Raw genomic sequence first — 11823 nt, 5'->3', positions numbered from 1 at the left:
GGAGCTTCTAGACCTCGCGCTCGGGCAGGCAGAGCGGGCGGCTGCCGTCGGCGCGAATGAAGTCGATGATCTCGCGGACCTCGTCGGAGCTCGCATAGGTCTCGACGGTGTCGTCCAGGCGTTCCTGGAAGGTGCCCTCGTCGGCGAACAGCATGCGGTAGGCCGCCCGCATGGTGTTGATGGTCTCACGGCTGAAGCCACGACGCTTCAGGCCCACCAGATTCAGGCCCTCGAGGTGGGCATGGTTGCCCCAGACCGAACCGTAGGGAATGACGTCCTTCACCACGGCGGCCAGGCCGCCGATCATCGCGTGACGTCCGACCCGGGTGTATTGGTGCACGGCGGCCAGGCCGCCGACAATGACGAAGTCGCCGATCTGGCAGTGTCCGCCAAGCGTCGCCTGCTTGGTCAGGATGACGTGGTCGCCGACCCGGCAGTCGTGCCCGACGTGGCTTTCGATCATGTAGAAGCCGTCCGAGCCCACGCTGGTCAGGCCGCCGCCGTTGACGGTGCCGATGTTCATGGTGGCGTGTTCGCGGATGGTGTTGCGGTCGCCGATCACCAGTTTTGTGGGTTCGCCCTTGTAGGCGGTGTGCTGCGGCGGTCCGCCCAGCATGGCGAAGGGATAGACGGTGTTCTCTTCCCCCAGCTCCGTGTGGCCGTCGACGACGATGTGGGAGACCAGCCGGGTGCCCGCACCGAGCCGGACATTGGGACCGACCGTACAGAACGGGCCGACGACGACACCGTCGCCGAGCACCGCGCCGTCGGCGACGATGGCGTTGGGATGGATTTGCGCAGTCATTGGGTGGCCACCACCATGGCGGCGAACTCGCACTCGGCCGCCACCTTGTCGCCCACCATGGCCTGGCCCTGGAACTTGAAGAGGTCGCCGCGGGCGCGGATCACCTTGACATTGAGACGCAGCACATCGCCGGGCCGCACGGGCTGGCGGAAGCGGCCGTTGTCCACGGAGACAAAGAAGATGGTCTTTCCGGCCACGTCCACGTCCAGGGACTTGGACATCAGCACCGCGCCGGTCTGGGCCAGGGCTTCGATAATCAGCACGCCGGGCATGACGGGATAGTCGGGGAAGTGGCCCTGGAAGAAGGGCTCGTTGATCGTCACGCACTTGATGCCGACGATGGATTCGCTGGCCTTGTAGTCCTCGCAGCGGTCGACCAGCAGGAAGGGATAGCGATGCGGAATCCGCTTCACGATCTCGGTGATGTCGATCTCGGTGGGAGACTCGTTGACGGGGGCCTTACGGCTCATTGATCAGGTTCCTCCCGGCGGCGCACGGCCGCCGATTTGCTGAGCCAGGCGACTTCGCGCAGCCATTGTCGCATGGGCAGGGACGGAAAGCCCCCCATGACCGCCTTGGGCGGCACATCGCGGAAAACCCCGGCGCCCGCGCCGATCTGGGCGCCTTCACCGATGATCACATGGTCGGCCACCCCGGCCCGGCCGCCGAAGGCCGATCCGTCGCCGATGGTCACGCTGCCGGAAATCCCTGTATGGGCGGCCATCACGCAGTTGCGGCCGACGCGGACGTTGTGGGCGATCTGCACCAGGTTGTCGATCTTGGTGTTCTCCCCCAGCACGGTGTCCTCATAGGCCCCGCGGTCGATGCAGCTGTTGGCCCCGACGGTGACGCCGTCCTGCAGGATGACCCGGCCGAGTTGCGGGATATCGATCACCCCAGTGGGGCCGGCGGTGGCGCCGAATCCCGCCTCACCGACGACGGCGCCGGCCAGGATCTTCACCCGGTCGCCCAGCAAGGCGCAGTGGATGCTGACATTAGGGCCAATGACGCAATCGCGGCCGATGGTGACGCCAGGTCCGATGACGGTGTTAGGCCCGATGACAGTTCCTCGGCCGATCTGGGCGCCTTGGCCGACGGCCACACCGGGACTGATGACGGCGCCCGTCTCCACAGTCGCCTCGCGGGAGACGGCGGCGTGGCCCGCGTGCAGGCGCGGCCGGTGCAGGCGCTGGCCGGACATCGCGTAAGCGGCGGTGGGCTGACGGGTGACCAGGGCCACGCAGCCCTGCGGCACGAGGCCGGCGTCCCGCTCGCTGACGAAACAGGCCGCGGCGCGGGTCTCGGCCAGCTCGGCGGCCAATTTTCGGTCGGAGAAGTAGGTGATGCTGTCGGAGGTGGCCCGCGCCAGGATGGCGACGCGGGCGACCTGAACCGATCCGGCCCCGGGCGCCGACAATGCGGCCCCGGTCAGCGCGGCGAGCTCCGTCAATGAGACGGGCCCCAGATCTTCAAAAAAGCGCGGGTCAGGCATCAAGCACTCTCAGCTCGACCCGCGCATAGCCCGAGTCGTTCTACTTGCGGACGGGAGCCGCAGCTTGAGGGGCCGCAGCCGGTTGGTCCAGACGTTCGCGGTCGAAGGCGAACTGGGTGATCTTCGCGTTCAGCGCCGTGGTCAAGCCGGGGCTGATATCCATGGCCGGATTGGCGATGACCAAGGCGTCGCGCTGCAGCAGGATGCTGCACTGACGCTGCTGGTAGACCTGACGGATGATCGGGTCCAGTTCCTGGCCGACGCGGCCTAGGGCCTTTTGCTGGGTGGCCTGCAGCTCACGTTCGCGCAGCTGGCTCTTGCGCTGATAGGCGTTGGCGCGGACCTGCAGGTCGGCGGCGGCCTTTTCGAACGCGCCCTGATCCATGGTCGCCTTACGGGCGTCCAAGGCCTTGGCGTCGTTCTGGATGGAGGCCTCCTCGGCCTTCAGCTCGGCCCCGACTTGCGTCGCGATCTGCTGCAGACGGGTCTGAACGTACTTGCCCACGGTCGAACCGCCGATGACGCCCTCGATCGACATGACGCAGACGCCCGGAATAGCCGGTCCATGGGTGATGGCCGGCGCCGCAGCCTGTGCAAAGGCCTGCGAGCTTGCGGTGAGCGAAAGCGCGGCGACACAGGTCGCCGCGACTAGATTTTTGATCGTCATGGGGGCTCAGAACTTCGTTGAAGTGGAGAAACGGAAGGTTTCAGTCTTATCGTAGGCTTCTTTGGCCAAAACTTGGCTGAAGTCGAAGCGGATGGGTCCCATCGGTGACTTCCAGAACACCGACAGACCCGCCGTGGCGCGTAGAGAGAGATCATCGAAGATCATCGGATCAGGCGCGCCGACGGCACAACCTGGATCGGTAGCAGTCGGAGTTCGCGCGACCAGGCAAGCCTTCGCGGCGTCATCCAGCAGCCCGACGGTGCCGAAGTCGGTGAACACAGCGGCCTTGATGCCGTACTGCTCCGGGACGAAGGTCGGAATGCTCAGTTCCACTGAACCGATGGCGTAGGCTCGGCCGCCAAGGGCGTCGCTGCGGGCATTGTTGGTGTCGCGCGGCCCCAGGCCCGCGGTCTCGAAGCCGCGGAAGCTGTTGCCGCCCTTGTAGGAACGGTCGTTGATCCGGATGGTGTCGCCGTTCCAGCCTGCGATGTAGCCCGCCTGGCCGGTGACGCTGAGGATGAAGTTCTTGTTGAAGCCGTGATACCAGCCGCCGTCGACATCGGTCTTGATGTAGTTCACATCGCCGCCGACGCCCGCCAGATCCTGGCTGATGTCCGCATAGAAGCCGCGGGTCGGGTTAATCGGATTGTTCCGGCGATCCAGGCGCAGGCCGTAGCCCACCAGCGAGGTCAGGAACGACCCGCGCTGGGCGCAGAGCGACAGGGACACGATCGGCGAGGTCGGATCGCAATAGGTGTTATCGATCTGCACCTGATCCTGGCGGATCACGTAGCGAGTGCTCATCGACGAGTTCAGGGTCAGCGGGAAACCGGCGCGCAGGTTCATGCCCAGCGTGCTGGTCTGGTAGGCCGAGTAATCGGTGAGGTCGTAACGGTAGGAGTAGATATCCACCCCGGCCCGCAGGTTACGGCCCAGGAAGCGCGGCTCGGTGAAGGAGAAGTCCACCTGCTGGCGCAGGGAGCCCACGGAGATCCGGGCGCGGACGTCCTGGCCACGGCCGCGGAAGTTACGCTGGGTGATGCCCAGGTCCAGCACGAGCTGGTCCACCGAGGAATAGCCGGCGCTGAAGGAGAGTTCGCCGGTGGGCTGTTCCTCGACCTTCACCTGCAGATTGGTGCGGTCGGGGGCCGAACCCGGGATCTCGGTGATGTTGACGTCCTTGAAGAAGCCAAGGGCGCGGATGTTGTTCTTCGACCGGTCCACCAGGGCGCGGTTGTAGGCGTCGCCCTCCACCAGGTTCAGCTCGCGGCGGATCACATAGTCGAGGGTCTGGCTGTTGCCGACGATGTCGATGCGGTCGACATAGACGCGCGGGCCTTCACGGACCTGGAAGACCACATCGACGGTCTTGGTTTCCTTGTTGGCCACGTAGCGCGGCCGCACATCCACCGAGGCGAAGCCCGCGGCGCCGGCGGCGAAGGTCAGGGAGTCGGTGGCGCTCTCAATCTTTTCGTCTTCGTAGAGTTCGCCGCTATGGATCGGCACCAGTTGCAGCAGCAGGTTCTTGTCCAGCTTCTGCAGCTCGGTCTCCACGGAGATCTTGCCGAACTTGTATTCCGGGCCCTCGTCCAGGGTATAGGTGATGACGAAGCCGTTCTTGTCCGGGGACAGTTCGGCCACGGCCGAAATCACGCGGAAATCATAGAAGCCGCGGTTGCGGTAATGCTTGCGCAGCTGCTCCTTGTCGTACTCAAGGCGGTCAGGGTCGTAGTTTGCGTTGGACGAGAAGAATTTGTACCAGCTCGTCTGCTCGGTCACGACGACGTCGCGCAGGTCGTTGTCGGAGAATTCCTTGTTGCCCAGGAAGTTGACGCGCAGCACGCCGCTCTTGGGGCCTTCATCGATCTCGAAGATCAGGTCGACGCGCTTCTGGGGCAGCTCGACGATCTTCGGCGTCACGGTGGCCGAGATGCGGCCTGAGCGGCGATAGAGCTCAACGATCCGCTGGACGTCGGCCTGGACCTTGGCGCGGGTGAAGATGCCGCGCGGACGCACGGTGACCTCGTCGCGCAGCTTCTCTTCCTTCAGGCCGGAATTGCCCTCGAAGACCACCTTGTTGACGATCGGGTTCTCCACGACCGTGATGGTCAGGTCGCCGTTCACCAGGTTGATCTTCACGTCCGAGAACAGGTCGGTGCGGAAGAGCGCCTTCAAGGCCAGGTCGAGCTTGGCCGGATCGGCGCTCTCCCCGGGCTGGATGGGCAGGTAGGAGAGCACGGTCGATTGCTCGATCCGCTCATTGCCCTCGACAATGATCCTCTGCACCACGCCCGACTGTTCGGCGGCCTGGGCGAAGGCGAGACTCGGCAGGGTAATCGCGGTCGTGCCCAAAAGCAGGGCGAGACCGGAGGCGAGCGCGGCGCCGTGGGCGCGGGTTCTTTGCATCGTTTCTGCCGTCAACGGAAAGGGGGAGGTCAGGAAAGCAGACCGCCGAGGATTTTGAACACACGCAGTTGCTGCAGATCGTTCCACGTCGCGAACAACATCAATCCCAGCAACAGCGCAAGGCCCACGCGATAGCCCGCAGCTTGAACCTTGGCCGCAAGAGGCCTGCGGGCCACAGCTTCGTAGGCGTAGAACAGCAGGTGGCCCCCGTCCAGCACAGGCACCGGCAGCAGGTTCATGAAGCCGATCCCCACCGACAGCACGGCGGCGAGACCCAGCAGGGCGACGCCGGCGCCGAGAATCTGCGATCCAAAATCCGGCGCGCCCTGGGCGCCGCTCTGGGCGACCTGGCCCGAGACGCGGGCGATTCCCAATGGCCCGCTCAGCTGGCTGGCGGAGACCTGGCCGGTCACCATCCGGCCGAGATAATAGACCGTGGTGCTGAGCACCCGCCACGTCCGCTCCACGCCCATGCCGAGCGCTTCGATCGGGTTGTAGCGGACGTGAATATAGTCCTCGCGGGTCTGGGCGGGGGCGATCCCCAAGGTGCCCTGCAGCCGCTCGCCGCCAAGCCCGTCCGAGCGCATCTGCAGCTTGGAGGTCGCGGTCAGGGTCACGTTCTCCGGCCCGCGGCGCACCACGAAGGTCGTGGGCAGGTTCACCCGCAGCTGGGCCACCTCGGCCAGATCCATGAAGCTTTTTACCGGGCGGCCATTGGCCTCGGCAATGAAGTCGCCCGGCCGGAACCCTGCCACGGCGGCGGGGCTTCCTGGCGCGACGGAGGCCACCTTCGCCGGCAGGAGGTTTTCGCCCAGGGCGAAGATCAGGGTGGCGAACAGGACAATGGCGAGGGCGAAATTGGCCAACGGGCCGGCAGCGGCGATCACAGCCCGCTGCCAGATCGGCTTGAAGTGGAAATAGCGGGAGAGCGCCCCCTGCCCTTCGCGGGCTATGATGGACTGGCGCAGGGTCTCCAGGTCGTCCTGGTCGGGCACGCTGGCGGCGTTGTCGTCGCCGGCGAAGGCCACATATCCGCCCACCGGCGCCCAGCCGATCCGCCACTGCACGCCCGACTTGTCGGTCCACGAGGCGATGGCCTTTCCGAACCCGATGGAGAAGCGGTCGATGGCCACGCCAAAGCTCTTGGCGGCCCAGAAGTGGCCCAGCTCATGGACCGTGACCACCAGGGTCAGCACCAGGACAAAGGCGATTGCGGTTTGCAGCAATGAAAGCATGGCGACGGCTACTCCTTACGACGCCGGACGAAGTCCGGCGACGACATCGCACGCAACGCGACGCGCCATCGCATCTGTCGCCTTTGCACCCTCGAGAACATCGCTGTTGGGTTCCCCCGCGAGGCCCTGGACCTCAACACGTTCGAGTGTGTCGGCTACGATTGCGGCAATATCGAGAAAGCCTATGCGACGGTCAAGAAAAGCGGCCACGGCGACCTCATTGGCCGCATTCATCACCGCCGGAGCCGCCCCGCCGGCCGCAAGGGCGGCCTTGGCGATCTGCAGCGCGGGGAATCGGTCACCGTCCGGATTCTCGAATGTCAGCGGTCCCTTGGTGAGATCCAGCCGCGGGGCTGGCCAGGGCAACCGTTCGGGCCAGGCGAAAGCAAGCGCGATCGGGGGACGCATGTCAGGCGGGCCCAACTGCGCCAGGGTGGATCCGTCGACATACTCCACCAGGCTGTGGATGATCTGCTGGTGGTGGATCAGCACGTCGACGCGTTCGGGCGGCATGGAGAACAGATAGGCGGCTTCGATGATCTCCAGCCCCTTGTTCATCATGGTGGCTGAATCCACGGAAATCTTGGCCCCCATGCTGAAGTTCGGGTGGGCGACGGCCTGTTCAGGCGTGGCGTGGGCCATCTCCTCGCGGGTCCAGGCGCGGAAAGGACCACCCGACGAGGTCAGAATCAGGCGGGCAACAAACTGGGCGTTGAGCGGGTCCAGCACCTGGAAGATGGCCGAGTGCTCGGAGTCCACGGGAATGATGACGCCACCGGCCAGCTTTGCGATGCGCAGCAACTGAGGTCCGGCGCAGACCAGGCTCTCCTTGTTGGCGAGACCGATCACCGCGCCGGCCCGCGCGGCGGCAAGGGTCGGCCCCAGCCCCGCGAAACCGACGATGGCGGACATCACCCACTGGGCGTCCATGGCCGCGGCCTCGACCACGGCATGGGCGCCTGCGGCGGTGGCGATGCCCGTGCCGGCCAGTCGGTCGCGCAGTTCAGGAAGCTTGGTCTCGTCCTCGATCACCGCCAAGCGCGGCCGCCACTGACGGGCCTGCTGCGCCAGACGCTCGACGTTGCGGCCAGCGGTGAGGGCGATGATCTCAACCTCGGCGCCGGACTTCTCGATGAGGTCCAGGGTGGAGACCCCCACCGACCCCGTGCAGCCCAGGACGCTGAGACGACGCGGAAGACTCAATGGCCCCATCCCAAATGGTTCACCAGGCGGGCCAGGGCGATGATCACGACGGCGAACAGCAGACCGTCCACGCGGTCCAGCAGGCCGCCATGGCCTGGGATCAGGTCGCCTGAATCCTTCACGCCGAACCGGCGCTTCAGCGCCGACTCCCAGAGGTCGCCGGCCATGGTGGCCAGGCCGCCCAGCAGGCCCACCAGGGCACCGGCGGCCATGTTGAGCTCGAAGGCCGGGATGATGGTCATCACGGCGCCGACGGCCATGGAGAACACCAGACCGCCCAAGAAGCCCGACCAGGTCTTGTTGGGGGAAAAGCGCGGCCAGAGCTTTGGGCCCTTCAGGGCGCTGCCGACCGCGAAGGCGGCGATGTCTGCGGTCCAGGTGATGGCGAACAGCATCAGGGTCCACCACTGGCCCTGGGGCATGGCGCGCAGCCAGACAAGGCAGATGCAGGCGATGCCGATATAGAAGACCCCGAAGGCCGCGTCGGTCGGCCGCTCGGCCACGCCGCGGGCGACGAGCGCCGAGGCGATCCCCCCCAGTAGCAACCCGGCCCAGGCCAGCCACATATGGTCGCGGTGGGCCAGGAAGACCCCCGCCAGGATGGCCACGGTGACGGCGGTGGAGACCCGGACCGGCGCGTAGGGCGCACTCATCCCGCCCCACTCGATGGAGAGCAGGGCCACGGCGACGGCGATCATCACAAGGAAGGGCCAGCCTCCGGCGGCCAGGCCCGTGTCGAACCAGACGGCGGCCAGCGCGGTCGGCACGAGCACGGTGGCCGAAGCCACCCGCACGCCCAGATTGGTCCAGTTGAAACGCTTAGCCGGCGGCAAGGACATCGTCCGCGACGGCGCCGTACCTGCGCTCGCGCCGGTGGAACTCGTCGATCGCCGACTGCAGGTGATCGGGCGTGAAGTCGGGCCAGAGCACATCGGGGAAGACGAACTCCGAATAGGCCGACTCCCACAGCAGGAAATTGGAGAGGCGCTGTTCGCCGCTGGTGCGCACGACCAGGTCGGGTGACGGCAGGCCCCCGGTGGAAAGCCTGGCCTCGAACGCCGCGTCGGTGATGGCGTTGACGTCGATCTTCCCGGCCAGGGCCTCAGCCACCAGAGCGCGGGCGGCGTCGACGATGTCGGCGCGGCCGCCATAGTTGAAGGCCACCTGCAGGAAGAACTTGTCGTTATGGGCGGTGCGGGTCTCGGCCCGCTCGACGATCTCGGCCACGTCGGGGGGCAAGCCCTCGCGACGGCCCAGGATGCGCACCTTGACGCCCTCGCGGGTCAGCTTTTCCAGGTCGCTGTTCACATAGTGCTTCAGCAGCCGCATCACCTCGGCGACCTCGCCCGCCGGACGGCCCCAGTTCTCGGTGGAGAAGGCGTAGAGCGTGAGCCAGCGGACCCCCAGGTCCGGCGCGGCCTCCACCACCCTTCGAATCGCCTCGACGCCCTTGGGATGACCCAGCTTGCGCGGCAGGCCCCGGCGTTTGGCCCAGCGCCCATTGCCGTCCATGACGATCGCCACGTGCAGCGGCGCGTCCTTGGCGGGCGGCTCTGTGGGAGCGGAGGCCATGAGGTTTTCCGTTTCGTCCTTTAGGGCAGTGTGGACGCCTAAACCTGCATGATCTCTTGCTCTTTGGTTTTCAAGGCTTCGTCCACGCGCTTGATGGACTCGTCGGTCATCTTCTGAACCTCGGCCTCCATGCGCTTCTGGTCGTCTTGGTTGATCGCCCCGTTCTTTTCGGCCTTCTTGAGGTCGTCATTGGCGTCACGACGGACGTTGCGGACGGCGATCTTCTGCTGTTCGGCGTATTTTCCAGCGATCTTCGCCAGGTCCTTGCGGCGCTCCTCGGTGAGGGGCGGAATCGGAATGCGAAGGTTCGTGCCTTCGTTGACCGGATTGAAGCCGAGGCCCGACGAGCGGATGGCCTTTTCCACCGCCACCACCATGCCCTTGTCCCACACGCTGACGGTGATGGAGCGGGGCTCGGGCACGCTCACAGCGGCCACCTGGTTCAACGGCACGGTCGAGCCATAGGCGTCCACCATCACTTGATCGAGCAGGCCGGCCGAGGCTCGGCCCGTGCGCAGGCTGGCGAACTCGTCCTTCAAGGCGGAGATCGCCTTGTCCATGCGATCCCGATAGTTCGAAAGCACCGGCTTTTCTGCGTCGGCCATGGGTGCGTCTCCCTTAAGTCAAAGGTTGTCGGCGGATCAGGCGATGGTGGTGAAGACGCCTTCGCCCTTCAGCACCTTCATGAAGTTGCCCCGCTCACGGATGGAGAACACCACGATCGGGACGTTGTTGTCGCGCATCAGGGCGATGGCCGAGGCGTCCATGACCCGAAGGTCCTGCGCCAGCACGTCCTGGTAGCTGAGGGTCTCGTAGCGCCGGGCGCTCGGGTCCTTCTTGGGGTCGGCGGTGTAGACGCCGTCGACACTGGTGCCCTTGAACAGTGCGTCGCAACCCATCTCGGCGGTGCGCAGGGCCGCGGGCGTGTCGGTGGTGAAAAACGGCGCGCCGAGCCCGGCGGCGAAGATCACCACCCGGCCCTTCTCGATGTGGCGCTGGGCGCGACGGCGGATATAGGGCTCGCACACCGCGTCCATCGGGATAGCCGACTGTACGCGGGTGTCGACGCCGGCCTTTTCCAGGGCCCCCTGCAGGGCCAGCGCATTCATCACCGTGGCCAGCATGCCCATATAGTCGGCGCTGGCGCGGTCCATGCCCTTGCCGGCCAGGGAGACGCCGCGGAAGATATTGCCGCCGCCCACCACCAGACAAAGCTCGACGCCGGCGTCGACCACTTCCTTGATGTCGGCGGCCACCGCCTCGATGGTCTTGGTGTCGATGCCGAACAGGGCGTCGCCCATCAGGACCTCGCCCGACATCTTCAAGAGGATCTTCTTGTAGCGCGGCTTGGCGTCGGACATGGGGCGCTCTCGAGAATCTTAGGCGGTACTTACATAAACCAAGGGCGCCGTGCGCGTCGAACGCACGGCGCCCCAGGGCCGTCTTTTTATAAGCCTGGAGTTAGGCTTGGCCGGTCATCGAGGCGACTTCGGCGGCGAAGTCGTCGACCTTCTTCTCAACGCCTTCACCCAGGGCGAAGCGCACGAAGCCCTTCACGGTCACCGGCGAGCCGGTTTCCTTGCCGGTTTCGGCCAGCAGCTGCTCGATGGTCAGGTCCGGGTTCATGACGAAGGGTTGCTTCAGCAGCACCACTTCTTCCTGCCACTTGCGGATGCGGCCTTCGATCATCTTCTCGACAACGCCGATGGGCTTGCCCGATTCTAGCGCTTGGTCGGTGAGGAACTTCTTTTCCTTCTCGACGGCGGCGGGATCCAGGTCGGCCTCGGTGAGCGCCAGCGGCGGGGTCGGCGTGCCGGCCACGTGCAGGGCGATCTTGCGGCCCACGTCCTTCAGCACGGCCTGATCGCCGGCGCCTTCCAGCGCGACGAGCACGCCGAGGCGGCCGACGCCATCGCCCTGCGCATTGTGCAGGTAGAGGGCCACGGCGCCCTGAGCGACACTCAGGCGGGCCGAGCGGCGCAGGCGCATGTTTTCGCCGATGGTCGCGATCAGGTTGGTGATCACGTCGCTGACGACTTCGCCCTTGGCGGTCTTGGCCGAGGTGATGGCGTCCACGTCGCCTTCGACGTCCAGGGCCACGAGGGCGCAGTCGCGCGCCGCTTCCTGGAACTTGTCGTTCTTGGAGACGAAGTCGGTCTCGGCGTTCAGCTCGATGAGCACGCCGGTCTTGCCGTCGTCGCTCAGCTTGCCGGCCACCAGGCCTTCAGCCGCGGCGCGGTCGGACTTCTTGGCGGCCTTTGACAGGCCCTTGGTGCGCAGCCAGTCGATGGAGGCTTCGACGTCGCCGCCGTTTTCCTGCAAGGCCTTCTTGCAGTCCATCATGCCCGCGCCAGATTTCTCGCGCAGGTCCTTGACCAGCGCAGCGGTGATTTCCGCCATGGTGAGCTCCTTCAGATCAAAAGGGTCGGCGAGGTCCAGCTAG

The 11823-nt window shown here is 65.9% G+C and carries 12 protein-coding genes; all 12 read right to left on the bottom strand.

What is annotated here, in order from left to right:
- Positions 1–7: 7 nt before the first annotated feature.
- The gene (gene lpxA / locus JKL49_RS10855) at positions 8–805 is read right to left on the bottom strand and encodes an acyl-ACP--UDP-N-acetylglucosamine O-acyltransferase (RefSeq protein WP_215340410.1); all 798 of its coding nucleotides are present in this window, start codon (positions 803–805) and stop codon (positions 8–10) included.
- Positions 802–1275, bottom strand: a complete 474-nt coding sequence (fabZ, locus tag JKL49_RS10850) for a 3-hydroxyacyl-ACP dehydratase FabZ (RefSeq protein ID WP_215340409.1) — start codon at positions 1273–1275, stop codon at positions 802–804. The genes lpxA and fabZ overlap by 4 nt, the downstream gene beginning before the upstream one ends.
- The gene (lpxD, locus tag JKL49_RS10845) at positions 1272–2297 is read right to left on the bottom strand and encodes a UDP-3-O-(3-hydroxymyristoyl)glucosamine N-acyltransferase (protein ID WP_215340408.1); all 1026 of its coding nucleotides are present in this window, start codon (positions 2295–2297) and stop codon (positions 1272–1274) included. The genes fabZ and lpxD overlap by 4 nt, the downstream gene beginning before the upstream one ends.
- 40 nt (positions 2298–2337) lie before the next feature.
- Positions 2338–2964 carry an OmpH family outer membrane protein gene (locus tag JKL49_RS10840; protein WP_215340406.1) on the bottom strand — a complete coding sequence of 209 codons (627 nt, stop codon included), beginning with the start codon at positions 2962–2964 and terminating at the stop codon, positions 2338–2340.
- Between the two features lie 6 nt (positions 2965–2970).
- Positions 2971–5370 (bottom strand): outer membrane protein assembly factor BamA, encoded by a 2400-nt coding sequence (gene bamA / locus JKL49_RS10835; RefSeq protein ID WP_215340404.1) that lies wholly within the window; start codon positions 5368–5370, stop codon positions 2971–2973.
- Positions 5371–5399: 29 nt separating this feature from the next.
- Positions 5400–6605, bottom strand: coding sequence for a M50 family metallopeptidase (locus JKL49_RS10830; protein ID WP_215340402.1), 1206 nt, complete (start codon positions 6603–6605; stop codon positions 5400–5402).
- 15 nt (positions 6606–6620) lie between these two features.
- Complete coding sequence (gene dxr, locus JKL49_RS10825) at positions 6621–7817, bottom strand: 1-deoxy-D-xylulose-5-phosphate reductoisomerase (protein ID WP_215340400.1); 1197 nt, start codon at positions 7815–7817, stop codon at positions 6621–6623.
- The gene (locus JKL49_RS10820) at positions 7805–8647 is read right to left on the bottom strand and encodes a phosphatidate cytidylyltransferase (RefSeq protein ID WP_215340398.1); all 843 of its coding nucleotides are present in this window, start codon (positions 8645–8647) and stop codon (positions 7805–7807) included. Before JKL49_RS10820 ends, dxr begins: the two co-directional genes overlap by 13 nt.
- Positions 8628–9380, bottom strand: coding sequence for an undecaprenyl pyrophosphate synthase (uppS, locus tag JKL49_RS10815; protein ID WP_215340395.1), 753 nt, complete (start codon positions 9378–9380; stop codon positions 8628–8630). Before uppS ends, JKL49_RS10820 begins: the two co-directional genes overlap by 20 nt.
- A gap of 38 nt (positions 9381–9418) precedes the next feature.
- Positions 9419–9985: a ribosome recycling factor gene (gene frr, locus JKL49_RS10810; protein ID WP_215340391.1), complete on the bottom strand. Its 567-nt coding sequence runs from the start codon at positions 9983–9985 to the stop codon at positions 9419–9421.
- A gap of 36 nt (positions 9986–10021) precedes the next feature.
- Complete coding sequence (gene pyrH / locus JKL49_RS10805) at positions 10022–10741, bottom strand: UMP kinase (RefSeq protein WP_215340389.1); 720 nt, start codon at positions 10739–10741, stop codon at positions 10022–10024.
- Positions 10742–10841: 100 nt separating this feature from the next.
- Positions 10842–11780, bottom strand: coding sequence for a translation elongation factor Ts (tsf, locus tag JKL49_RS10800; protein ID WP_215340383.1), 939 nt, complete (start codon positions 11778–11780; stop codon positions 10842–10844).
- Positions 11781–11823: the final 43 nt, after the last annotated feature.

The sequence above is a fragment of the Phenylobacterium glaciei genome (genome assembly GCF_016772415.1).
Lineage (GTDB): Bacteria > Pseudomonadota > Alphaproteobacteria > Caulobacterales > Caulobacteraceae > Phenylobacterium > Phenylobacterium glaciei.
This window is presented reverse-complemented; position numbering and strand designations above follow the sequence as displayed.